This window comes from Pseudomonas xantholysinigenes (assembly GCF_014268885.2).
Classification (GTDB): Bacteria; Pseudomonadota; Gammaproteobacteria; order Pseudomonadales; family Pseudomonadaceae; genus Aquipseudomonas; species Aquipseudomonas xantholysinigenes.
The window spans coordinates 3191260-3213197 of the sequence record NZ_CP077095.1; the positions used below are offsets into that span (position 1 = coordinate 3191260).

26 protein-coding genes are annotated in these 21938 nt (G+C 64.3%); 11 read left to right on the forward strand and 15 right to left on the reverse strand.

The features are described from left to right. Positions 1–125: 125 nt before the first annotated feature. From HU772_RS14095 to HU772_RS14145, 11 genes are all read right to left on the reverse strand, one after another. Positions 126–1061, reverse strand: coding sequence for a DNA-3-methyladenine glycosylase family protein (locus HU772_RS14095; RefSeq protein ID WP_186654731.1), 936 nt, complete (start codon positions 1059–1061; stop codon positions 126–128). Between the two features lie 42 nt (positions 1062–1103). Next, on the reverse strand, positions 1104–2009 hold the full coding sequence (locus tag HU772_RS14100; protein ID WP_186654724.1) for a LysR substrate-binding domain-containing protein: 906 nt from the start codon (positions 2007–2009) through the stop codon (positions 1104–1106). A gap of 244 nt (positions 2010–2253) precedes the next feature. Continuing rightward, positions 2254–2694 (reverse strand): hypothetical protein, encoded by a 441-nt coding sequence (locus HU772_RS14105; RefSeq protein WP_186654705.1) that lies wholly within the window; start codon positions 2692–2694, stop codon positions 2254–2256. A gap of 81 nt (positions 2695–2775) precedes the next feature. Then, positions 2776–3408, reverse strand: a complete 633-nt coding sequence (gene ureG / locus HU772_RS14110; protein ID WP_186654700.1) for an urease accessory protein UreG — start codon at positions 3406–3408, stop codon at positions 2776–2778. A gap of 11 nt (positions 3409–3419) precedes the next feature. Further along, positions 3420–4094, reverse strand: a complete 675-nt coding sequence (locus HU772_RS14115) for an urease accessory protein UreF (protein WP_186654689.1) — start codon at positions 4092–4094, stop codon at positions 3420–3422. Then, positions 4094–4639, reverse strand: coding sequence for a HupE/UreJ family protein (locus tag HU772_RS14120; protein WP_186654683.1), 546 nt, complete (start codon positions 4637–4639; stop codon positions 4094–4096). Before HU772_RS14120 ends, HU772_RS14115 begins: the two co-directional genes overlap by 1 nt. A 15-nt stretch (positions 4640–4654) precedes the next feature. Then, positions 4655–5128, reverse strand: coding sequence for an urease accessory protein UreE (gene ureE, locus HU772_RS14125; protein WP_186654676.1), 474 nt, complete (start codon positions 5126–5128; stop codon positions 4655–4657). Positions 5129–5138: 10 nt separating this feature from the next. Continuing rightward, positions 5139–6842 carry an urease subunit alpha gene (gene ureC, locus HU772_RS14130; RefSeq protein WP_186654669.1) on the reverse strand — a complete coding sequence of 568 codons (1704 nt, stop codon included), beginning with the start codon at positions 6840–6842 and terminating at the stop codon, positions 5139–5141. Beyond that, positions 6839–7156, reverse strand: coding sequence for an urease subunit beta (locus HU772_RS14135; RefSeq protein ID WP_186655336.1), 318 nt, complete (start codon positions 7154–7156; stop codon positions 6839–6841). The genes ureC and HU772_RS14135 overlap by 4 nt, the downstream gene beginning before the upstream one ends. Positions 7157–7166: 10 nt before the next feature. Further along, positions 7167–7469 (reverse strand): urease subunit gamma, encoded by a 303-nt coding sequence (locus HU772_RS14140; RefSeq protein WP_186654665.1) that lies wholly within the window; start codon positions 7467–7469, stop codon positions 7167–7169. Between the two features lie 10 nt (positions 7470–7479). Further along, positions 7480–8313, reverse strand: a complete 834-nt coding sequence (locus HU772_RS14145) for an urease accessory protein UreD (RefSeq protein WP_186654661.1) — start codon at positions 8311–8313, stop codon at positions 7480–7482. 235 nt (positions 8314–8548) lie between these two features. Between HU772_RS14145 and HU772_RS14150 the strand changes: the two genes are divergently transcribed. The 8 genes from HU772_RS14150 to HU772_RS14185 all read left to right on the forward strand — a co-directional run bounded on the left by HU772_RS14150 (position 8549) and on the right by HU772_RS14185 (position 14599). Beyond that, positions 8549–9112 (forward strand): helix-turn-helix domain-containing protein, encoded by a 564-nt coding sequence (locus tag HU772_RS14150; RefSeq protein WP_186654658.1) that lies wholly within the window; start codon positions 8549–8551, stop codon positions 9110–9112. A gap of 81 nt (positions 9113–9193) precedes the next feature. Continuing rightward, a complete protein-coding gene (locus HU772_RS14155; protein WP_186654654.1) occupies positions 9194–9778 on the forward strand; it encodes an HD domain-containing protein in 585 nt (194 codons plus the stop codon). Then, positions 9775–10281, forward strand: a complete 507-nt coding sequence (locus HU772_RS14160) for a GNAT family N-acetyltransferase (RefSeq protein ID WP_186654649.1) — start codon at positions 9775–9777, stop codon at positions 10279–10281. Before HU772_RS14155 ends, HU772_RS14160 begins: the two co-directional genes overlap by 4 nt. Positions 10282–10308: 27 nt before the next feature. Continuing rightward, a complete protein-coding gene (locus HU772_RS14165) occupies positions 10309–10674 on the forward strand; it encodes a glyoxalase superfamily protein (protein WP_186654643.1) in 366 nt (121 codons plus the stop codon). Further along, positions 10674–11024 carry a hypothetical protein gene (locus tag HU772_RS14170; RefSeq protein WP_186654638.1) on the forward strand — a complete coding sequence of 117 codons (351 nt, stop codon included), beginning with the start codon at positions 10674–10676 and terminating at the stop codon, positions 11022–11024. The genes HU772_RS14165 and HU772_RS14170 overlap by 1 nt, the downstream gene beginning before the upstream one ends. Before the next feature lie 204 nt (positions 11025–11228). Next, a complete protein-coding gene (locus HU772_RS14175; protein WP_186654634.1) occupies positions 11229–12248 on the forward strand; it encodes a branched-chain amino acid aminotransferase in 1020 nt (339 codons plus the stop codon). A gap of 310 nt (positions 12249–12558) precedes the next feature. Continuing rightward, complete coding sequence (locus tag HU772_RS14180; RefSeq protein ID WP_186654627.1) at positions 12559–13239, forward strand: response regulator transcription factor; 681 nt, start codon at positions 12559–12561, stop codon at positions 13237–13239. After that, on the forward strand, positions 13217–14599 hold the full coding sequence (locus HU772_RS14185) for a sensor histidine kinase (protein ID WP_186654625.1): 1383 nt from the start codon (positions 13217–13219) through the stop codon (positions 14597–14599). The genes HU772_RS14180 and HU772_RS14185 overlap by 23 nt, the downstream gene beginning before the upstream one ends. A 67-nt stretch (positions 14600–14666) precedes the next feature. On the opposite strand, the gene cysS is transcribed toward HU772_RS14185, so the two are convergent. Both cysS and HU772_RS14195 read right to left on the reverse strand, forming a co-directional pair. Further along, positions 14667–16049, reverse strand: a complete 1383-nt coding sequence (gene cysS / locus HU772_RS14190; RefSeq protein ID WP_186654620.1) for a cysteine--tRNA ligase — start codon at positions 16047–16049, stop codon at positions 14667–14669. 9 nt (positions 16050–16058) lie between these two features. Further along, a complete protein-coding gene (locus tag HU772_RS14195; protein ID WP_186654615.1) occupies positions 16059–17762 on the reverse strand; it encodes a glutamine--tRNA ligase/YqeY domain fusion protein in 1704 nt (567 codons plus the stop codon). Between the two features lie 259 nt (positions 17763–18021). Here HU772_RS14195 and HU772_RS14200 point away from each other — a divergent pair, with 259 nt between their 5' ends. Then, the gene (locus tag HU772_RS14200; RefSeq protein ID WP_186654611.1) at positions 18022–18522 is read left to right on the forward strand and encodes a peptidylprolyl isomerase; all 501 of its coding nucleotides are present in this window, start codon (positions 18022–18024) and stop codon (positions 18520–18522) included. Beyond that, positions 18519–19241, forward strand: coding sequence for a UDP-2,3-diacylglucosamine diphosphatase (locus HU772_RS14205; RefSeq protein WP_186654606.1), 723 nt, complete (start codon positions 18519–18521; stop codon positions 19239–19241). The genes HU772_RS14200 and HU772_RS14205 overlap by 4 nt, the downstream gene beginning before the upstream one ends. Before the next feature lie 35 nt (positions 19242–19276). On the opposite strand, the gene HU772_RS14210 is transcribed toward HU772_RS14205, so the two are convergent. Beyond that, positions 19277–20602 (reverse strand): sigma-54 dependent transcriptional regulator, encoded by a 1326-nt coding sequence (locus tag HU772_RS14210; RefSeq protein ID WP_186654600.1) that lies wholly within the window; start codon positions 20600–20602, stop codon positions 19277–19279. A gap of 333 nt (positions 20603–20935) precedes the next feature. On the opposite strand from HU772_RS14210, the gene HU772_RS14215 reads away from it, so the two are divergent. After that, positions 20936–21202, forward strand: coding sequence for a hypothetical protein (locus HU772_RS14215; RefSeq protein ID WP_186654594.1), 267 nt, complete (start codon positions 20936–20938; stop codon positions 21200–21202). A 105-nt stretch (positions 21203–21307) separates the two neighbouring features. On the opposite strand, the gene HU772_RS14220 is transcribed toward HU772_RS14215, so the two are convergent. Continuing rightward, on the reverse strand, positions 21308–21922 hold the full coding sequence (locus HU772_RS14220) for a vWA domain-containing protein (RefSeq protein WP_225923026.1): 615 nt from the start codon (positions 21920–21922) through the stop codon (positions 21308–21310). Positions 21923–21938: the final 16 nt, after the last annotated feature.

Consider the following 21938-nt stretch of genomic DNA (forward strand, 5'->3'; position numbering starts at 1 on the left):
AACCCAGGCGATGCTCCATTCGCCGAGGTCATGGACACTAGCACCTTAGTGGAAGAAACCTGTTGCAGGCAGGTCGTTCACCCGACAGCGACGCCGGACCGACAGGTGGTCCAACTGACCGGCCATCAGCCCGCTGGAAGCGCATCAGGCCCGCTGAAATCAGCCAGGGAGGCCCACAAGTGCTGTGCCGCATAGGCCCGCCACGGGCGCCAGGCCTGAGCGCGTTCGGCCAGCTGCGCCTGGGGGCCTTCGTGCAAGCGCAAGGCCTTGATCAGGGCAATATCCCCCAAGGGCAACGCATCGCCATCGCCCAGTTGGCGCAAGGCCAGATACTGCGCGCTCCAAGGGCCAATGCCCTTGAGCAGGCAAAGCCGTTCGACAGCCTCGTCGAGCGCTTGCCCGCGCTGCAGCAAGCTGGGTCGATCACACAATGCCCTGGCCAGGGTCGACAAGGTTGCGGCGCGCGCCCGCGGCATGCCCAACCCTTCCAGTTCAGCCGTCGCCAATGTCTCGACAGCAGGAAACACACGGCTCAGCAACGGCGCATCCACGCGCAGCGGCGGCCCATGCCTGGCCACCAGGCGTGCAGCCAAGGTCATGGCACCGGCCACGCTCACTTGTTGCCCCAGTACCGTGCGCATCGCCTGCTCGCAAGGCTCCCATCCCTTGGGCACCCGCAGGCCCGGACGCGCGGCGAGCAACCGGGCCATCAGCGCATCGGCTGACAGCGCGGCGGCTATCCGCGCCGGTTGCGCATCCAGGTCGAACACCCGGCGCAAGCGTGCGATCAGCCCCGGCACCTGGCGCGGGTCGACCCCGAGCAAGCGCACCTGCAGGCAGGCACCTGGCCTGGCCTCGAGCACGCCATGCCGCCCCGCGCAGACGAAGCTGCGTCGGTACACGCCATCGCTGCATGTCTCGATACCGGGGATGCAGCGCGCAGTCAGGAACGCCAGAGTCGATGGCCAGTGATAAGGCGGCTGGTAGCGCAGCCAGAGCAGATGCTGGCCTCCCGGGCTCAGGCTACGTCTGACGGCGTGCAAACGGGTAAGTGGGCTCATCGCGGCATCATGCGCACTCAGCCCGATCCCGGCAAGGCGTGGTCATAGGTTGGCCAGTTGTTCCCGGCAGAACTCGACGAACAACTGCGCGGGCTTGGTCAGTTGCATCCGTTTCAAGTGCGCGGCGGCCAACCCCGACAGGGCCACCGGCTCGGCGATATCGAGGGTCACCAGGCGTTGCCCGTCATAGGTGAATTCGGAGTGCGGTCGGGTAACCAACAGCGAAAAACCGAAGCCCTGCCCCACCATGCCACGCACCATCTCGATCGACGGCGAGCTGAAGACGATGTTCGGCGTCAACCCCAGGTCGTTGAACAGGCTGACGAAGTAGGTGCGGCTGGGCGCCACGTCGAGCAGGATCATCGGCTCCGGACACAGGTCGCGCAGCGACACCTGAGCCTGACCGGCATAGCGGTGCTTCTCCGGCAACAGCACGTAGGGTTTCTGCGGCGGCATCAGGGGTTCGGTTTCGATGGTGCCGTCGAGGTCGTGGTCATAAAGGAAGGCCAGGTCGAAGGTACCGGCGGTCAGCCCCTGGATCAGATCCTGCTGCTCGCCATCGCGCAGGCGGATGTCCACGCCGGGATAGCGCTCGCGAAAGCCCGCGATCAAGCGCGGCAGGTACAGCGGCGCCACGGTCTCGAAGCAGCCGATGTCGATCTGCCCCGCGACCGTGTCATTGTCGGCCAAGGCGTTCTGCTCGAACTCATGGGCCATCTGCAGCAAGGCCCGGGTCTTGGCATAGAAGCGCTTGCCGCCTGGGGTCAGCGAGACGCCCTGGGCATGGTGGCGGATGAACAGCTGCACGCCAAAGCTTTCCTCCAGGCTCTTGATCGCCGTGGAAATCGAAGGTTGCGCGATATACAACTGGCGGGAGGCTTCGGCGACACTGCCTGCCTCCACGGTGGTGACGAAATACTTGAGTTGACGCAAGGTGTAGGAAGCCACAGGTACCTCTCAGCCGCCATGGGCGGCGCCGCAGGTTTTCCTGTCACTTTACCGTGCCAGCCGGGTATTCGGCGGGTTGTCTGACAAAGCATTTGCCTATGCCTTGAACATATTTTCCAGCTAAGCGGCATGGCGGGTTGGCCATCGCCCGCACAGTGCTGTCGCGCGCGATGGCTCCTGCCGGTCAGTCGTAGCAGCGGCTATCCATCAACATCTTCTTGATCTGCCGCATACCACGGCCTGGTTAGTCAAAGTCGAAATCAGGCTGGCAATGCCCTGCCCCGGTGCGATAAGTGCCTTCTGGACACTCGATGGGTGGAAGGCCGCCCAGTGACGCCAACATGGAAATACCGACCTTGTTGATTTCATGCTGGGCGAACGGTGAAACGACGACGGACGCGTCCTGGCTTACTGACGGGACAGTATTGGCATAAGCAACCTGTGCCACACCTGCGACAAGCAGAAAAAAGCGGCAAACATTGGCTTCTTCATGGAGGTTTCCTTGAATGGATGGACTGACTGTCAACGGCTGGGAAACTTTCGTACTCCTCATTGCCGCCAGGCCACCTACTTTAAGGCGTACGCCCACTATCGCCTGTAGGCATACGCCCGGTTTGCCCAAGAATACCTGCTCGCGCAATGTAGGATTTTTATGCGAGACAACCAACAAAGCGAAGCTTTTCACACAAGCTAGTTACCCATGCCTGTCGTAATCAGGTGTCGCCGGAGCGAGTATTCCTTCACACCTTTACGTAATCCAGCGCTTTCAAGTCCGACGTCCAGCCTTACTCAGCATCCCCCGCTCGACGATGAACTCGATGATCGCCTGCAGCCCTTCTCCTTTCTTCAGGTTGCTGAACGTCCACGGCCGCTGTGGGCGCATGCGCTGGGTATCACGCTCCATCACCTCCAGCGAGGCCCCCACGTACGGCGCCAGGTCGGTCTTGTTGATCACCAAAAAGTCCGATTTGGTGATCCCCGGCCCGCCCTTGCGCGGAATCTTCTCGCCCTCGGCGACATCGATCACATAGATGGTCAGGTCAGCCAGCTCCGGGCTGAAGGTGGCGCTGAGGTTGTCACCACCACTCTCGACGAAAATCACTTCAAGATTGCCGAATTTGCGCGCCAGCGCCTCGACCGCGGCCAGGTTCATCGAGGCATCCTCGCGGATCGCGGTGTGCGGGCAGCCACCGGTTTCCACGCCGACGATGCGCTCGGGTTCCAGGGCGCCGGCCTCGGTGAGGATACGCTGGTCTTCCTTGGTGTAGATGTCGTTGGTCACCACGGCGATCTGGTAGTCATCGCGCATGGCCTTGCACAAGGCTTCGAGCAGCGCGGTCTTGCCAGACCCGACCGGGCCACCGACGCCGACTCGCAGGGGTTGCTGATAGTTTTGCATCTGGGCGGTCCTCAGGATCGGAACAAACGGGTGTACTGGGTTTCGTGACGCGATGAAGCGATGGCCAGCAATGGCAGGCCGCCGCCGAGCTGGTCGTCGTCCAGCGCCAGGGCCTGGTCGAGCACGGCGGGCAATTGCGCGCCAAGGTCGCGTAGCAGGGTCTGGGCGGCTTGCTGGCCAAACGGCACCAGCTTGATGCCAGCCATCACCGCCCCCTCCAACCAGGCAAAGCCATGGCCGAGGGCGAGCTGACGCAGCGGAATCGACCAATGCGCGCCCAACCAGGCCATGCCACCCAGTTGGCTGAGTTCGAGACTGGCACGCCAGGCCGGGTCCTGGCCCAGCTGCCAGCCATCGATCAGGCGCGCCAGGGCGCTGCCGCGCTGGGTCTCCTCCAGGCGTAGTTCGGCGGTCTCGCGATTGGCCAGCAAAAAACGGCTCCATTGCGCGAAGGCGCTTGCATCTTCTGCCAGGCACGCCTGGTACAGACGTGCCAGCACCGGCCAGTCGAGATGGCCAAGGGTGTCGCGCAGTTGCTCGCGCTGCCAACTGGCAAAGCCGGCGGCATCCTTCACCCAGCCGGCCTCCACGGCCCACTCCAGGCCCTGCGAGTAGGTAAAGCCCCCAACCGGCAGCCCCGGGCTGGCCAGCTGCAACAGGCGCAGCAACGCCAGGTCGCTGCTCATCAGCCGGCCAGCACCAGCGCGGCGCCGGCCAACATGCCGCCACCAAAGGCTTTCTGCAGGCCGGCGTGACGGCGCAGCAGGCAGCCAACGCCGAAACCTGCCGCCAGCAACAGGCCACTCACCGTCACAAAGCCGGCACTGAACAGCCAGAACGCGCTGGGCGTGGCCTCCACCCCATGGGCCCAGCCATGAAACAAGGCGAACACCGGCATGATTAGCGACAACAGCAACTGGCGGCTCGGCAACAGCATCGCTGCGCCTGCCACCAGCAACGAACCGACAATCATCTGTTCCATGCCGATGACATCACCAAACAGATGGCCACACACCGCACCGCCGAACATCGCCGCCAGGGTCGCCAACGGCAGGACCAGGGTGCGCCCGGTCAAGGCTGCGAGCACACCAGTGCCCAGCAGCATCAGCAAATGATCAAGACCGGTCAGCGGGTGCAGCAAGCCATCCTGCAGCGGATTGGCGTCGTGCCCGGGATGGGCGAAGGCCGGCAAGGCCACCATCAGCAGTACAAGGGCGAAAGTCTTTTTCATCACAAGCTCCAAGGGTCAGGAATGAGCGTTAAGGCGTACGAACGGGTGGTCATGGCTATGGGCGGTACTCTGGTAAGCGCCGGCCTCGGGCTCGAACGGCGCGTGCTCGGCTTCGACCTGCAGGCCCAGGCCGCGCAGCATGGCGTCGAGCACATGATCGCGCTGGTAGCGCAGCAAGCCTGGCTCGATCTGCAACGGTACATGGCGATTGCCCAGGTGGTAGGCGGCACGGGCCATCAGGTGCGGGTCGGCGCAACGCGCGGTGGACACCGCCTCAGGGGCGGCCAGCACGCGAATGACCTGGGCGCCCTGGGCATCGGCCAACAGTTCGCCGCCACGCAGCAGGTGGCCGCGCTCGAGCATCAACCCGGCCTCACGGCCATCGTCGAGGGTGACGCGCAGGCGGCTTTTGATCCGGCTGTCGACATCGAGGGTGACGGTGCCGGTGACCATGGCGGCGTCGCCGAGTCGTTGGGTCAGTACAATCATGTTCGCTCCTTCAGAACAGGAAATAACGCTGGGCCAGGGGCAGTTCATGGGCCGGCTCGCACACCAGCAACTCGCCGTCGGCACGCACCTGGTAGGTTTGCGCATCGACTTCGATCAACGGCTGCAGGGTGTTGTGGAGCATGTCGGCCTTGCGCACCCGGCGACAGCCCTGGGCCACGCCGATCAGGCTGCGCAGGCCAAGCTCTTCGGCCAGGCCACGCGCCATGGCGGCCTGGGGCAAAAAGGTCATGCGCGTGGCATGCCGCGCCGCGCCCAAGGCACCGAACATCGAGCGGTAATGCACCGGCTGCGGCGTGGGAATCGAGCCATTGATATCGCCCATCGGCGCCATGGCGATCATCCCGCCCTTGAGCACCAGCGCCGGCTTGACCGCGAAGAACGCCGGCGCCCATAGCACCAGGTCAGCCAATTTGCCGACCTCCACCGAACCAACCTCGTGGGCGATACCGTGGGTCAAGGCCGGGTTGATCGTGTACTTGGCGATGTAGCGCTTGACCCGGAAGTTGTCGCTGTAGCTGTCATCCGGCGCCAGCGGGCCGCGCCGCAACTTCATCTGGTGCGCCACCTGCCAGGTGCGCAGCACCACCTCGCCGACCCGGCCCATGGCCTGGGAGTCGGACGAGGTCATGGCGAAGGCGCCCATGTCGTGGAGGATGTCTTCGGCGGCGATGGTCTCGCGGCGGATGCGCGACTCGGCGAAGGCCACGTCCTCGGCGATGCTCGGGTCCAGGTGGTGGCAGACCATGAGCATGTCCAGGTGCTCGTCGACGGTGTTGACCGTATACGGCAGGGTCGGGTTGGTCGAGGACGGCAACACATTGGCCTGCCCCGCCGCGCGAATGATGTCCGGGGCATGTCCGCCGCCGGCGCCTTCGGTGTGGAAGGTGTGAATGGTGCGCTCGCCGATGGCGGCCAAGGTGTCCTCGATGCAGCCCGACTCGTTGAGGGTGTCGGTATGGATCGCCACCTGGATGTCCATCTCCTCGGCCACGCCCAGGCAACAATCGATGGCGGCGGGCGTCGAGCCCCAGTCCTCGTGCAGTTTCAGGCCCACGGCGCCGGCGGCGATCTGCTCGCGCAGGGCCTCGGGACGCGAGGCGTTGCCCTTGCCCAGCAGGCCGATGTTGATCGGCAGGCAATCGGCGGCCTGGAGCATGCGCGCCAGGTACCAGGGGCCGGGCGTGCAGGTGGTGGCGTTGGTGCCGGTGGCGGGGCCGGTACCGCCGCCGATGAAAGTGGTGACGCCGCTGGTCAAGGCTTCCTCGACCTGCTGCGGGCAGATGAAGTGGATATGCGAGTCGATACCACCGGCAGTGACGATCTTACCCTCGGCGGCGATCACCTCGGTGCCCGGCCCCACCGCAATCGTCACGCCGGGCTGCACATCCGGGTTGCCGGCCTTGCCGATGGCGGCGATACGGCCATGCTTGACGCCGATGTCGGCCTTGACGATGCCCCAATGGTCGATGATCAGGGCGTTGGTAAGTACCAAGTCCATGGCCTCGGCGGCCAGCATCTGGCCCTGGCCCATGCCGTCGCGGATCACCTTGCCGCCGCCAAACTTGACCTCCTCGCCATACAGCGTGAAATCCTTCTCCACCGCCACCCACAGCGCGGTATCGGCCAGACGCACGCGGTCGCCGACGGTGGGGCCGAACATGTCGGCGTAGGCCTGCCGGGAAATACGGCTCATGTCCGACCCTCCAGCGCGCCCATCACCTTGCCTTGAAAGCCATACACCTCGCGCTTGCCGGCGTAGGCCACCAGCCGCACGGTACGTGCCTGGCCCGGCTCGAAGCGCACCGCGGTGCCGGCCGGGATGTCCAGGCGAAAGCCCCGGGTCGGCTCGCGCTCGAACACCAAGGCATCGTTGACTTCGTAGAAGTGATAGTGCGAACCGACCTGGACCGGACGGTCGCCATGGTTGGCCACGCTGACACTGACCGTTTCACGGCCGACATTGAGTTCGATGTCGCCAGCGGCGACCTGGATCTCTCCGGGAATCATGGGCAGCACCTCAGACAATGGGGTCATGCACGGTCACCAGCTTGGTGCCGTCGGGGAATGTGGCCTCGACCTGGACGTCATGCAGCATCTCGGGCACACCGTCCATCACCTGCCCGCGCACCAGTACCTCGCGGCCCAGGCTCATCAGCTCGGCTACCGTGCGCCCATCGCGGGCGCCCTCGAGCACCGCGGCGCTGATCAGCGCCACCGCTTCCGGGTAGTTGAGTTTCAGGCCACGGGCCAGGCGCCGCTCGGCCAGCAGCGCGGCGGTGAACAGCAGCAGTTTGTCTTTCTCTCGCGGGGTCAGCTCCATGGCGGCTCTCTCAGGTGGCCCAGATGCGCGGCGGGCACGGCGCCAGGCCAAGCACGGCCGGACGCAGCAGGTGCCAGAGGCGCTGCAGGTTGTGTTGCAGGTGTTGGTTGTCGTGGTCGAGCAGGCGGATCACCAGCAGTGAGCCGAGCAACGTGGCGCCGGCGGGTGTGGGCAGCGCTTCGAGCAACGTGCGGACGTGGTCCAGTACGGCCTGGTCGGCGGGCGCGGCGCAAAAAGTGGCGAGCAAGGGGTGACTACCGAGTTTGTCCAACTGCCCGCCCTCGATCCGCAGGCGCTCATGCAACCCAGGCTCATTCGGTAGTTCGATGCGCAGACGGCTGTCCAGCGCCCCTTGCTCGAACCGCTCGCTCATCACCGGGCGACCCAGGCACAGGGTCTCCCAGGCCAGCAGGCGAGCACCGGGCTCGAGGCTGAAACGGCTGTCGAGGCTGGCCCGGGCGCCGTTGAAGAAGATGCTGTCCTGGGGCAGCCACTCCAGGGTGCTACCGGCGTGCAGGTGGAAACGCTGGGCCAGCCGTGCGGTCGGGCCAATGCTGCGGTAGAACTTGCTGGCGCCAGGCATGGTCAGCAGCGCGTGGCTGCCGGCCTCCAGCTGGATATCCAGCTCCAGGCGATCGCCGGCGACGATACCGCCGGGCGGGTGCAGCACATAGACATGGCACGGCGCGCCCTCTGGATAGAATGGCCGCTGCACCAAAAGAGGACCGACGTGGCGCCGCGCACCAAGGCGGGTCACGCCATCACGCAGGATGAAGCGCAATTGCAGGTGGGCGCTCCAGCCCGGGTCGGCCTGCGGTGGTTCGATCTGCTGCGCCAATGACATCCTGCAACCCCTGAAATCCGTGGCCGTACAGCCGTCTGGAGGGTCAAGCGCCGGTCACGCGCAGGGCGTTCGGGCTGACCACTCGATCAAATTCGCTGGCTGGATATAGCAGGGAGCGGGCCAACTGCGCAGGTGAACGATGATGAAACTTGCGGACCAGTGGTCAGCCTGCCTTGCCCCGTCCTGGCGCCCGCGCGACACTGGCAGGCCCCACTTGCGCGCAACAGGTTCGAAGATGCCCACCACTGCCCTGCCCCAGGCCGCCGAGCTGGGTGTCGCGCTACGCCGCTGGCGCCTGTTGCATCGGGTCAAGCAAGCGCATGCCGCCCAACTGTTCAGCGTGGCGCAGTCGACCATCTCGCGCTGGGAAAACGGCCTGCAGGCCATGAATCCTGATGAGCAGGCACGGCTCGGGCAGTTGCTCGGCGCACGCCTGAGCGCGGCGGCCGATCAGGCCCTGGCGCGCCTGGTCGAAGGCAGCCAGCAGCCGGTGCACCTGGTCTGCGACCTCAGCCATCGCCTGCTGGCCTGTTCGCCCGCCCGCGCCGCCGAGTTCAGCCTGCCGCTGTCGGCGCTCATGGGCCGCTCGCTGTGGCGGTTCAGCAGCGAGGCGATCATCCAGCGCGAAGCAAGCCTGCAAGCCTTGGGTTGGCGCGAGCAACTGGCGCCACCGGCGCTGGCGTTCGATACCGGCTGCAATCGCTCGCGGGTGGTCCCCATCAGCGCCGGGACCTGCCGCTGGACGCGGCTGATCCTCGCCGATGGCAGCGCGGCGCGCCTGGTCGAGACCCTGGCGTGAGCGACCGCGCATTATTTATCCGTGGCACCGTCGCCGCCAGCCTCCTAGGCTATCGGCCCCTACTCATCTCGGAGCCCCGACATGGATCTCGACCTGCTCGCCAGTCGCCTGGCGTTTCTACGCGAGGCCGAACGCCTCAAGGATGTGCTACGCAGTGCCCATACCTCATCTGGGCGCACGGAAAGCACAGCAGAGCATAGCTGGCGATTGTCCCTGATGGCGCTGGTGTTCGCCGACCAGATGCCAGGTCTTGACCTGCTGAAAGTCATCCAGCTGTGCGTGGTGCACGACCTGGGCGAGGCGTTGCATGGCGATATCCCCGCCGTCGACCAGGTGCCGGGCCAGCACAAGGACCAGCAGGAGTTCGAAGACCTGCAACAGCTCTGCGCCAGCCTCGACGCCCCCTTGCGCGCGCAAATCCTGCAACTGTGGCAGGAATATGCCGCGGCCCACAGCGCCGAAGCCAAGACGGTCAAGGCCCTGGACAAGCTCGAGACCCTGCTGCAGCACACCCAGGGCGCCAACCCCGGCGACTTCGACTATGCCTTCAACCTCGACTACGGGCGTCGCTATACTGACGCCGCGCCGCTGTTTCGCGCCTTGCGCGAACAGATCGACAACGACACGCGCCAGCGTATGACACACATTGCCCAGAAGACACCATGACCCTGACTATTCGCCGCGAATCCGCGCATGACACCACCGCCATCGCCGAGTTGACGCAACAGGCCTTCCTGGAGGCGCCGCACAGCAGCCATACCGAGCAGTTCATCGTCGATGCCCTGCGCCGCGACGGCCAGCTCAGCCTGTCATTGGTAGCCGAGCACGACGGGCAACTTGTCGGTCATGTGGCGCTATCCCCAGTCACGCTTTCCGATGGGACCCCAGACTGGTATGGCCTGGGACCAATTTCGGTGCAGCCAGACCGGCAAGGCCAAGGCATCGGCACGCAACTGATGCGGGCCGCGCTAGCCGAGCTGCCCGACATGGGCGCACGGGGTTGCGTCGTGCTGGGGGATCCTGGCTATTACCAGCGCTTCGGTTTCAGCGTGCACCCGGGGCTTGTGCTCGACGGCGTGCCAGCCGAATATTTCCAAGCGTTGCGACTTGGTGGTGACTGGCCGACCGCCAAGGTCAGCTACGCCCCAGGTTTTGCGGCAACCGCCTAGCGCCAGCCACATCAATAGGGACATTGCATGTCGTTTTCCCCCGCCATTCCTATCCTGCGTATCTTTTCCATCGACAAAGCCCGGGAGTTCTACCTCGACTTCCTGGGATTCACCCTCGACTGGGAACACCGCTTCGCCGCCGACCTGCCGCTGTACATGCAGGTCCATCGCGGTGACCTGATCCTGCATTTGTCCGAGCACCATGGCGATGCCACCCCAGGCTCGGCAGTCTTCGCCCGGGTCGACGACCTCAAGGCCCTGGAGCATGAGCTGCTGGCCAAGCAATACGGCTACGCCCGCCCACAGGCCGAAGCGGTGGACTGGGGCCTGGAAATGCAGATCAGCGACCCGTTCGGCAACCGGCTGCGCTTCTGTCAGCAGATCGACGACTGATGACCGGCAACAAACGTGCGCTCGCCCGCCTGGAACGGGAGATGATTGCCTGCCTGACCGAAGCCTGCAGCATCGCCCAAGCCGAGATCGTCGGCTTTGCCTGGCTCACCCACCAGGTCGACCTCGACGATTTTCCCGCCAGCCTGCGCGTCACCTGGGTGTTCACTGACGACACCGACAAGGCCCGGGCACTGGCCGGCGCGGACAAGGCGCGGATGATCGCGCTGACGGCGCAGGCGCTAAGCGACGCGGGGATCGAGTTGGACCATGTGGCCTGGCATGTGCGCTTCGACAGCGAGGAGGCATGCTGGCGCGATCATGGTGGAGACTGGAATCGGCGCTTGCGCTGAGTTCGTGACCATTCTGGATCGTCTGGGGGCCGGCACCTGATGACCCAGCTCAAAGCTTGAATCGACCAAGAACCAAGCCCCCCACTCGCTCGCCCGGCGGATTATGTGACTGGCCGTTCCCGATCCGCGCCGGATGTATTAAGGTGGCGGGGTGCGCATATAAAAGCAGCCCGCCGTGTTCGGGCGTAGAGCAATGAGGGTGTCATGAGTAACGAAAGCATTAACTGGGACAAGCTGGGTTTCGACTACATCAAGACCGACAAACGTTACCTGTCCGTATGGCGTAACGGCGAGTGGGACAAGGGCACCCTGACCGAAGACAACGTGCTGCACATCAGTGAAGGCTCCACCGCCCTGCACTATGGCCAGCAATGCTTCGAAGGCCTCAAGGCCTACCGTTGCAAGGACGGCTCGATCAACCTGTTCCGCCCCGACCAAAACGCCGCGCGCATGCAGCGCAGCTGCGACCGCCTGCTGATGCCGCGCGTCTCGACCGAGCAGTTCATCGAGGCCTGCAAGCAAGTGGTCAAGGCCAACGAAAAGTTCGTTCCCCCGCATGGCAAGGGTGCGCTGTACCTGCGTCCGTTCGTGATCGGCACCGGTGACAACATCGGCGTGCGCACCGCCCCCGAGTTCATCTTCTCGGTGTTCGCCATCCCGGTCGGTTCGTACTTCAAGGGCGGCATGACCCCGCACAAGTTCCTCATCTCCGACTTCGACCGCGCCGCCCCGCAAGGCACCGGCGCGGCCAAGGTCGGCGGCAACTACGCCGCCAGCCTGCAACCGGGCTACGAAGCCAAGAAAGCCGGCTTCGCCGACTGCATCTACCTCGACCCGCTGACCCACAAGAAGATCGAGGAAGTCGGCTCGGCCAACTTCTTCGGCATCACCGCCAACAACGAGTTCGTCACCCCGAAATCGATTTCGGTGCTGCCAGGCATCACCCGCCTGTCGCTGATGGAACTGGCCGAATCGCGCCTGGGCCTGAAGGTCATCGAAGGCGATGTGGAAATCGACAAGCTCGAGCGCTTCATCGAGGCCGGCGCCTGCGGCACCGCCGCGGTGATCACGCCGATTGGCGGCATCCAGTACAACGGCAAGCTGCACGTGTTCCACAGCGAAACCGAAGTCGGCCCGGTCACCCAGAAGCTCTATGCCGAACTGACCGGCATCCAGAGCGGTGACGTCGAGGCCCCGGCGGGCTGGATCGTCAAGGTCGCCTGAGGCATACACCCGCAGTAACAACGGGGCATGCCAGCAATGGCATGCCCCGTTTTGTTTGAGCATGGGTTCTGCAGAAGATCACCTGCGCTATCGCGCAGGGAACGGTCATCTCAAGCGCACCACGCCCTTCTGTGGGAGCGGGTTCACCCGCAAACACCAGCAGAGCTGGTGCCAGACACCGCGGCGCTTGTGTCGCGGGTAACCCCGCTCCCACAGGGCGTCGAAGTGTCGCGTAGATGAATTTTTCTTAAATCGCCGTTTGTCTATTCTTTGGCACAATCAGGTCTCCACTCGCCGCCCAGGAACCAGCATGCCTCGCGTACTGACCATCGAAGACGACGCCGTCACCGCCCAGGAAATCGTCGCCGAACTGTCCAGCCACGGTCTGGAAGTCGACTGGGCCGACAATGGCCGCGAGGGCCTGGCCAAGGCCATCGCCGGCGGCTACGACCTGATCACCCTCGACCGCATGCTGCCCGAGGTCGATGGCCTGACCATCGTCACCACCTTGCGCAACCTGAAGATCGCCACGCCGATCCTGATGATCAGCGCCCTGTCGGACGTCGACGAACGGGTCCGCGGCCTGCGTGCCGGTGGCGACGACTACCTGACCAAGCCATTCGCCTCCGACGAGATGGCCGCCCGGGTCGAGGTGCTGCTGCGCCGCAACAGCGTGCCGATGACCCAGACCCGCCTGCAAGTGGCCGATCTGGAGCTGGACCTGATCAGCCATGAAGCCCGTCGTGGCGAACAGTCGCTGAACCTGCTGCCCACCGAGTACAAGCTGCTGGAGTACCTGATGCGCCATTCTGGCCAGGTGATCACCCGCATGATGATCTTCGAGGAAGTCTGGGGCTATCACTTCGACCCCGGCACCAACCTGATCGATGTGCACATCGGCCGCCTGCGCAAGAAGATCGACTCGCCCGGCCAAAGCCCGCTGATCCGTACCGTGCGGGGCTCCGGCTATGCCATTGCCGAACCCGTCTAAAGGCTGGAGCTCCTCGACCAGCCGCCTGCTGGCACTGTACAGCTTCCTGTTCGTGGCCTGGAGCAGCATCCTAATGGGCGTGCTGTACTTCGAGGTCACCAGCTACCTGAACAAGCTCACCCGCCACTCCATGCTGCAGCGCCAACACCTGTTCGCCCATATGAGTGGCAAGCAGCTGGACGACGCACTGATCGCCAGCCAGGCCTTCGAGGAACGCAGCTTCGATGCCTACGGGCTGTTCGACCCCCAGCTCAACCCGATTGGCGGACGTATCCGCAGCATCCCGGCCGAGCTGAACCTGGACGGCAAGGTCCACGAGCTCAAGCGTTGCCTGGACGCCGACGACCCACACCTGCCCGCCGACAGCTGCGATGCGGTGGCGATCAAGGTCCAGGATGGCCGCTGGCTGGTGCTGGTGCGCGACAACGGCTCGCTGTTCGTGGTCACCCAGATCATCCTCCATGCCTTGCTCTGGGGCATTTCGCTGACCCTGATTCCCGGCTTCGCCGGTTGGTACCTGCTGCGCCGCCGGCCACTCAAGCGCATCCGTGCGATCCAGGACCAGGCCGAACTGATCGTCGCCGGCGACCTCACCCACCGCCTGCCGCTCTCGGCAAGGCGCGACGAGCTGGACATGCTGGCGGCCATTGTCAACGCCATGCTCGACCGCATCGAGCGCCTGATGCATGAGGTCAAGGGCGTGTGCGACAACATCGCCCACGACCTGCGCACCCCGCTGACCCGCCTGCGCGCGCAGTTGTATCGCATCCGCCAGCAGAGCGCCGCGGGTTCCGCCGAAGGCGAGGCTTTGGACCAGGCGATTGGCGAGACCGACACACTGATGGCACGTTTTCGCGGGTTACTGCGCATCAGCGAGCTGGAAGACCGCCAGCGCCGTGCAGGCTTCGTCCAGCTCGACCCGCAAGGGCTGCTGGTGGAGCTGCATGATTTCTATCTACCGCTGGCCGAGGACGGCGGCATTCGTCTGCAATTGAATCAGCCGGCGCAACTGCCGGCGCTGCATGGCGACCGAGAGTTGCTGTTCGAGGCCCTGGCCAACCTGGTGGGCAATGCGATCAAGTTCACCCCTGAGGGTGGGCAGGTGCGGATCGTCGCGACCCAGAACGCCCAGGGCGTGCAAATCGCGGTCGAAGACAGCGGGCCGGGGATCCCGACGGAGGAGCGTGAGGCGGTGTTGAAACGCTTCTATCGCAGCGAGGAAGGTCATCGCCATGCAGGGTTCGGGCTGGGGCTGTCGATCGTCGCGGCGATCGTCGACTTGCATGGATTCGGCCTGGAGGTGTGCGCCAGCGAGCTGGGTGGGGCGAGACTGGTGCTGCACTGCCCCAAGGCAGCCTGAAAAGCATCACCGGGCAAGTCGCATCGGTGCGCCGATGCGACTTGCCCGGTGATAGGGCTTCAACTGATCAGTCAGCCAGGCGCCAGGTGGTGGTGCCTTTGCTGTCTTCCAGTACCACGCCCATGGCGGTCAGCTGGTCGCGGATGCGGTCGGACTCGGACCAGTTCTTGTCGGCGCGCGCTTGCAGACGCGCCTGGATCAGCGCCTCCACTTCGGCGGCATCGACCTTGCCCTCGGCACCGGCACGCAGGAAGTCATCAGCCTCCAGTTGCAGCACGCCCAGCACATCACCCAGCTCACGCAGGCGACCCGCCAGGCCGGCAGCGGCCTCGGGGTCGCTGTCGCGCAGACGGTTGATCTCGCGCACCAGGTCGAACAGCACGGCGCAGGCTTCCGGCGTGCCGAAGTCGTCGTTCATCGCCACGGTGAAACGCTCGACGAATGCCTCGCCACCCTTGGCCGCGACCCGCGGCAAGCCGCGCAACGCGTGGTAGAAACGCTCGAGCGCGCCCTTGGCGTCGCGCAGGCTGTCCTCGGAGTAGTTGATGGCGCTGCGGTAGTGACTGGCCACCAGCAGGTAGCGCACCACTTCCGGGTGGTACTTGTCGAGCACGTCGCGAATGGTGAAGAAGTTGTTCAACGACTTGGACATCTTCTCGCCATTGATGCGGATCATGCCGCAGTGCATCCAGGCGTTGGCGTACGGCTTGCCAGTCGCGGCCTCGCTCTGGGCGATCTCGTTCTCATGGTGTGGGAACTCCAGGTCGCTGCCGCCACCGTGAATATCGAAGCTCTCACCCAGGCAGCAGGTGGACATCACCGAGCATTCGATGTGCCAGCCCGGACGACCTGGGCCCCACGGCGAATCCCAGTATGGCTCGCCGGGCTTGACGCCCTTCCACAGCACGAAGTCCAGCGGATCCTGCTTGGCCTCGTCGACCTCGATGCGGGCGCCGATGCGCAGGTCTTCGATCTTCTTGCGCGACAGCTTGCCGTAGCCGACGAACTTGCCGACCCGGTAGTACACGTCGCCGTTGCCCGGGGCGTAGGCGTAGCCCTTGTCGATCAGGGTCTGGATCATCGCGTGCATGCCGGGGATGTGGTCGGTGGCGCGCGGCTCCTGGTCTGGCGGCAGGATGTTCAGGCGCCGCTCATCCTCGTGCATCGCGTCGATCATGCGGGCGGTCAGCGCATCGAACGACTCGCCATTCTCATTGGCCCGGTTGATGATCTTGTCGTCGATGTCGGTGATGTTGCGCACGTAGGTCAGCGCGTAGCCGCTCTTGCGCAGCCAGCGGGTGACCAGGTCGAAGGCCACCATGCTGCGGCCGTGGCCCAGGTGGCAGTAGTCGTACACAGTCATGCCGCAGACGTACATGCGCACCTTGTTGCCATCGAGCGGCTTGAAGGCTTCCTTGGTCTTGCTCAGCGTGTTGTAGATCGAAAGCACGGCGGTTCCTCAGCTGCCCCAGGAGTCACGCAGGGTGACGGTGCGGTTGAACACCGGACGACCCGGCTGGCTGTCCTTCAGGTCGGCGCAGAAGTAGCCTTCGCGTTCGAACTGGAAGCGGTCCTCGGCCTGGGCCTGGCCCAGCGACGGCTCGGCGCGGCAGCCAGACAGCACTTGCAGCGAATCGGGGTTGATGTTGTCGAGGAAGCTGCCGCCGTCTTCGGTCTTCTCCGGGTTGGCGGAGCGGAACAGACGGTCGTACAGGCGCACTTCGCACTCGACGCTGCCTTCGGCCGGCACCCAGTGGATCACGCCCTTGACCTTGCGGCCCTCGGGGTTCTTGCCCAGGGTGTCCGGATCGTACGAGCAGCGCAGTTCGACGATGTTGCCGTCGGCATCCTTGATCGCCTCGTCGGCACGAATCACGTAGCTGCCGCGCAGGCGCACTTCACCGGCCGGTTCCAGGCGCTTGTAGCCTTTTGGCGGCTCTTCCATGAAGTCGTCGCGGTCGATGTACAGCTCACGGGCGAACGGCAGCACGCGCACGCCCATGTCCTCTTTCGGGTGGCGTGGCAGTTCGAGCTGCTCGACCTGGCCCTCGGGGTAGTTGCTGATGACCACCTTCAGCGGACGCAGCACGCACATGGCGCGCGGCGCGGTACGGTCAAGGTCGTCGCGGATGCTGAACTCGAGCATCGACATGTCGACCACGCCGTCGGAACGGTTGGTGCCGATCATCTCGCAGAAGTTGCGGATCGAGGCCGGGGTGTAGCCACGGCGACGGTAGCCCGACAGCGTCGACATGCGCGGGTCGTCCCAGGCCTCGACATGGCCTTCGTCGACCAGTTGCTTGAGCTTGCGCTTGGAGGTGATGGTGTAGTTCAGGTTCAGGCGGCTGAACTCGTACTGGCGCGGGTGCGCCGGCACCGGCAGCTTGTCGAGGAACCATTCGTACAGCGGACGGTGGCTTTCGAACTCGAGCGTGCAGATCGAGTGGGTGATGCCCTCGATGGCGTCCGACTGGCCGTGGGTGAAGTCGTAGTTGGGGTAGATGCACCACTTGTCACCGGTCTGGTGGTGGTGGGCATGGCGGATGCGGTACATGATCGGGTCGCGCAGGTTCATGTTCGGCGAGGCCATGTCGATCTTGGCCCGCAGCACGCGCTCGCCATCCTTGAACTCGCCGGCCTTCATGCGCGCGAACAGGTCGAGGTTCTCTTCGACGCTGCGCTCGCGGAACGGGCTGTTCTTGCCAGGTTCGGTCAAGCTGCCACGGTATTCCTTGGCCTGCTCGGGGGTCAGGTCGCAGACATAGGCATTGCCCGACTTGATCAGGTCCACCGCCCAGTCGTGCAACTGCTCGAAGTAGTCCGAGGCGTAGCGCACCTGCCCTGCCCAGTCGAAGCCCAGCCACTTGACATCACGCTGGATGGAGTCGATGTACTCCTGGTCTTCCTTGGCCGGGTTGGTGTCGTCGAAACGCAGGTGGCAAACACCGCCGAACTCCTTGGCCAGGCCGAAGTTGACGCAGATCGACTTGGCATGGCCGATGTGCAGGTAGCCATTGGGCTCCGGCGGGAAACGGGTGACGATGCTCTGGTGCTTGCCCGCGTCCAGGTCGGCCTGGACGATCGGCCGCAGGAAGTTCACAGGGACGGCGGGGGCGCCTTTGGCAGCGGCGTTTGGCGCGTTGTCGGCAGTGGGCTTGCTCATAGTGTCCTTGAATGCAGGTAGCCGGCCGGGTAGGCCGATTGAATCAAAGCGCCTATCATAGCCGAAGCAGTCAAGCCGCTGACAGCCAAAGTGCCCACAAAAGTGCCGACAAAGTGGCACGTTTTGTCGCCCCGAGGCGGCGCAATCCGGCACAATGACGGCCCAGCGGCCTGCGTCACGGTTGCCTGATCCTGCGTCAGGTAGCAAAAGCGCCCTGCACAACTAATTCCCGAATGCCTTGAAAAGAGCGAATTTCAGCATGTCCAAAGTCAAACTGAGCACCAACCACGGCGACATCGTCCTGCAACTGGATGCCGAAAAAGCCCCGCTGACCACCGAAAACTTCGTTCAGTACGTCAAGGAAGGCCACTACAATGGCACCGTCTTCCACCGCGTGATCAAGGGCTTCATGATCCAGGGCGGCGGTTTCGAGCCAGGCATGAGCCAGAAGAAAACCCGCGCCAGCATCCAGAACGAAGCCGACAACGGCCTGAAGAACACCAAGTACAGCATCGCCATGGCCCGCACCATGGAGCCGCACTCGGCCTCCGCGCAGTTCTTCATCAACGCCTCCGACAACGACTTCCTCAACCACAGCGGCAAGAACGTGCAGGGCTGGGGTTACGCGGTGTTCGGTGAAGTGATCGAAGGCAAGGAAATCGTCGACGCCATCGAGAAAGTCGCCACCGGCTCCAAGTCTGGCCACCAGGACGTGCCAAAAGACGACGTGATCATCGAGAAAGCCGAGATCTTTGAGTGATTCTGCTGATCTCCGATCTGCACCTGCAAGAAGAACGCCCGGACATTACCCGGGCGTTTCTTGATCTGCTCGACGGTCGCGCGCGGCATGCCAAGGCGCTGTACATCCTCGGCGACTTCTTCGAGGCCTGGATCGGCGACGACGCCATGACCGCGTTCCAGCAGTCGATCTGCCAGGCCTTGCGCCGGCTGGCCGACAGCGGCACGGCGATCTACCTGATGCACGGCAACCGCGACTTCCTCATCGGCCAGGCATTCTGCCAGGCCGCTGGCTGCACCCTGCTCGACGACCCCTGCGTGGTCGAGCTGGGCGGCGAGCCGGTATTGCTGATGCACGGCGACACCCTGTGCACCCGCGATATCGGCTACATGAAGCTGCGCCGCTACCTGCGCAACCCGCTGAGCCTGTGGATCCTGCGGCACCTGCCGCTGTCGACACGGCAGAAGCTGGCGCGCAAGCTGCGCAGCGAGAGCCAATCGCAGACGCGCATGAAGAACACCGAGATCGTCGACGTCACCCCGGACGAAGTGCCGAAAGTGATGGCGGCCCACGGCGTGCGCACCCTGGTGCATGGCCACACCCATCGCCCGGCACTGCACAAGCTGGTGGTCGACGGCCAGCCGGCGCGACGTATCGTGCTGGGTGACTGGGATCGACGGGGCTGGGCGTTGCAGGTGGATGAACAGGGTTTCCAACTGGCCCCGTTCGAGTTCGCCTGAGCCGAGGTTGCGCTCGACATCCCCGCCTGGGGATCTCAGCGGATCTGGTGCTTGTGCAGCAGGCGATAGAACGTCGGCCTGGACACCCCCAGCACTTTCGCCGCGATACTCAGGTTGTCACTGTGGCGGTTCAGCACATCGCACAGGGCCTGGCGCTCGGCGCGGTGCTTGTAGTCCTCCAGGGTTCCCAACGGCTGGTCCTGCTCCGGCAGTTCCTGCAAACCCAGGTCCTGGGCTTCGATCTGCCGCCCTTCGGCCAGCACCAGGCCGCGCCTGACCCGGTTGGCCAGCTCACGCACATTGCCTGGCCAGTCGTGCCGGCCCATGGCCGCCAAGGCCGACTCGCTGAATGAACGCGGGCGCCTGCCCGTTTCCAGGCTGTAGAACTGTGAAAAGTGGCTGGCCAGCATCGACAGGTCGCCATGCCGGTCGCGCAAGGGCGCGGTCACGACCTGCAGGACATTGAGGCGGTAATACAGGTCCTCGCGAAAACGCCCTTGCCCGATGGCCTTTTCCAGATCCACATGGGTCGCCGCAAGCACCCTGACATCCACCGCGATGGGCTGGTTGCCGCCAACCCGTTCGATGTGTTTTTCCTGCAGGAAACGCAGCAAATTGGCCTGCAACTCCAGGGGAAGATCGCCGATCTCGTCGAGAAACAGCGTGCCGCCATTGGCCGCTTCGATGCGCCCCACCTTGCGCTGATGAGCCCCGGTGAAGGCGCCCTTCTCATGGCCGAACAACTCGGACTGGATCAAGTGCTCGGGGATGGCACCGCAATTGATGGCGATGAACGGTTTGTCACGGCGTTGGCTCTGCCGGTGCAACGTACGCGCCACCAGTTCCTTGCCCGTGCCGCTTTCACCGCGGATCAGTACCGGCGATTCGGTGGGCGCCAGCTTGCCCAGTAACTTGCGCAATTCGCGGATTGGCCGGCTTTCGCCGAGCAATTCGTGCTCAGGCTCATCGACCCGCACCGCCCCTTTGCCGCGCAGGCGTGCCATGCCGAACGCGCGCCCCAGGGTGACCTGGACCCGCGAGACATCGAACGGCAAGGTATGAAAGTCGAAAAACCACTCGCAGACGAAGTCGCCGACATTTTGCAGGCGTAGCTCTTCGGTACTGAGCACGGCGATCCATTCGGTGTTGCTGCGTTTGATCAGGTCCTTGACCGCCTCGGGATGGCGCAGGTGCGAGGCCTGCAACCGGACCAGACCGACGTCGCAGGGCTGCTCGAGGGCGGCATCCAAGGTGCAACTGCGCACCTCCCAACCGACGCTGCGCAAACCAGGGAGCAAACGGTGGCAATCGTCGCAGGGGTCGACGATCAGCAAGCGGCGCAGGGAAGCAGGTTCAAGCATGACCGTTCCTTGGCGCCAGTTTTTGGTTTTTAACGTATAAACAGTTAGTTGCGACGCCAAAATTAACAGTAGCAACGAACTTGACGCCCTCCATGACCGTTGGTCAGCCCGCCCCGTCCGTTAAAAGCCCACCAGGAATTCTCGCCGGTATTTGCCGTCATAGGCGGCGGACACATCCACAATAAAGCCCACGCCGTTAAAAAATTTTCTACAGCCATGTGACTTCAACCCTGACCTGGAGCATCAGTACGAATAACCCCGCGCTGTAGACTTTCGTACAACTGCCGCGCGGAACTTAATTCCGCTGTTTGGGACCATGAGAGAGACCGAACCATGAATGCCCCGCTCCGTGTCAACGAAGCACTGCTGATCGCCGACCACGCCTTCGAGCCCTTCCAGTGCGTTGCCTGGGATGCCCCCAACGGGACTGGTGAACTGAGCCTGGCAGTGATCGACCGGACCAGCACCCGCATCGGCAGCAAGCAAGTGTCCTCGCGGGTCTATTCCGACCCTGCGCAATGGGCCAGCCTGATCGAGGAAGTGCGCGCCGAACTGTCGCGCCAGGGCTATGACCTGCAACCCTGGTCGATGCCGAAGTAAACATTGCATCCATGCCAAGTGCGTGCCTGGCACGCACTTGTTGCACTGCCCGTCTTTAATTCGCAGCAACTTCACACTTGTGACAAAGTGTCGCACCCGCTACGTTCAACTATCCGGCGTGAACTGTTCGATATGTCGATAGTCGGCATTTAGTTGCTCGGCAAGTTGCCGTGCGCGACCGACACGCACCGCCGTCATTTCCATGTCCACCAGCAAGGTAGCGCACGGCATGGGTTGCGGTGTGCGCCATTGGCGCAGACGGCCATCCGTCAGCACCAGGCAGCGCTGCACCTCATGGGGCAGGCGCTTGCCGCGCGCCAGCAGCCACAGCCGAGCCTCCTCGAGCGCCGCGAACAACGGGGTTCCACCACCCGCGCCCAGGGCCTGCAGCCAAGGCTGTAACGCCGCCGACGCCTTGAGCCCATGGCGCTGCCATTGCGGCTTGCTGCCGCTGGCCGTTAGCAACGCCAACCGCGCCCGTTGTCGATAGGCCTGGTCGAACAGACCGGCCAGCAAGCCTTTGGCCTGAGCCAGGGCCTGGTGGCGACGGGTCGAGGCCGAGGCATCGACGATCACCAGCCACAGCTCGGGGGGCTGGGCCTGGCGCTGTTGCCAGCACAGGTCGCGGCGCTGAAGCGGCCGCCCCTTGAGCAAGGTTGGCAGCCAGGCGATACGGCCACTGTCGGCCGCGCGCGCGCGACCACGGGCAGCACCCGACAATTGACCGACGCGGGGT

Excerpts from the sequence above, each read along its gene's own strand:
- HU772_RS14095 (WP_186654731.1), bottom strand. The coding sequence starts at position 1,061 with ATGAGCCCACTTACCCGTTTGCACGCCGTCAGACGTAGCCTGAGCCCG.
- ureG (WP_186654700.1), bottom strand. The coding sequence starts at position 3,408 with ATGCAAAACTATCAGCAACCCCTGCGAGTCGGCGTCGGTGGCCCGGTC.
- HU772_RS14115 (WP_186654689.1), bottom strand. The coding sequence starts at position 4,094 with ATGAGCAGCGACCTGGCGTTGCTGCGCCTGTTGCAGCTGGCCAGCCCG.
- HU772_RS14120 (WP_186654683.1), bottom strand. The coding sequence starts at position 4,639 with ATGAAAAAGACTTTCGCCCTTGTACTGCTGATGGTGGCCTTGCCGGCC.
- ureE (WP_186654676.1), bottom strand. The coding sequence starts at position 5,128 with ATGATTGTACTGACCCAACGACTCGGCGACGCCGCCATGGTCACCGGC.
- ureC (WP_186654669.1), bottom strand. The coding sequence starts at position 6,842 with ATGAGCCGTATTTCCCGGCAGGCCTACGCCGACATGTTCGGCCCCACC.
- HU772_RS14135 (WP_186655336.1), bottom strand. The coding sequence starts at position 7,156 with ATGATTCCCGGAGAGATCCAGGTCGCCGCTGGCGACATCGAACTCAAT.
- HU772_RS14140 (WP_186654665.1), bottom strand. The coding sequence starts at position 7,469 with ATGGAGCTGACCCCGCGAGAGAAAGACAAACTGCTGCTGTTCACCGCC.
- HU772_RS14145 (WP_186654661.1), bottom strand. The coding sequence starts at position 8,313 with ATGTCATTGGCGCAGCAGATCGAACCACCGCAGGCCGACCCGGGCTGG.
- HU772_RS14150 (WP_186654658.1), top strand. The coding sequence starts at position 8,549 with ATGCCCACCACTGCCCTGCCCCAGGCCGCCGAGCTGGGTGTCGCGCTA.
- HU772_RS14155 (WP_186654654.1), top strand. The coding sequence starts at position 9,194 with ATGGATCTCGACCTGCTCGCCAGTCGCCTGGCGTTTCTACGCGAGGCC.
- HU772_RS14160 (WP_186654649.1), top strand. The coding sequence starts at position 9,775 with ATGACCCTGACTATTCGCCGCGAATCCGCGCATGACACCACCGCCATC.
- HU772_RS14165 (WP_186654643.1), top strand. The coding sequence starts at position 10,309 with ATGTCGTTTTCCCCCGCCATTCCTATCCTGCGTATCTTTTCCATCGAC.
- HU772_RS14170 (WP_186654638.1), top strand. The coding sequence starts at position 10,674 with ATGACCGGCAACAAACGTGCGCTCGCCCGCCTGGAACGGGAGATGATT.
- HU772_RS14175 (WP_186654634.1), top strand. The coding sequence starts at position 11,229 with ATGAGTAACGAAAGCATTAACTGGGACAAGCTGGGTTTCGACTACATC.
- HU772_RS14180 (WP_186654627.1), top strand. The coding sequence starts at position 12,559 with ATGCCTCGCGTACTGACCATCGAAGACGACGCCGTCACCGCCCAGGAA.
- HU772_RS14185 (WP_186654625.1), top strand. The coding sequence starts at position 13,217 with ATGCCATTGCCGAACCCGTCTAAAGGCTGGAGCTCCTCGACCAGCCGC.
- HU772_RS14195 (WP_186654615.1), bottom strand. The coding sequence starts at position 17,762 with ATGAGCAAGCCCACTGCCGACAACGCGCCAAACGCCGCTGCCAAAGGC.
- HU772_RS14200 (WP_186654611.1), top strand. The coding sequence starts at position 18,022 with ATGTCCAAAGTCAAACTGAGCACCAACCACGGCGACATCGTCCTGCAA.
- HU772_RS14210 (WP_186654600.1), bottom strand. The coding sequence starts at position 20,602 with ATGCTTGAACCTGCTTCCCTGCGCCGCTTGCTGATCGTCGACCCCTGC.
- HU772_RS14215 (WP_186654594.1), top strand. The coding sequence starts at position 20,936 with ATGAATGCCCCGCTCCGTGTCAACGAAGCACTGCTGATCGCCGACCAC.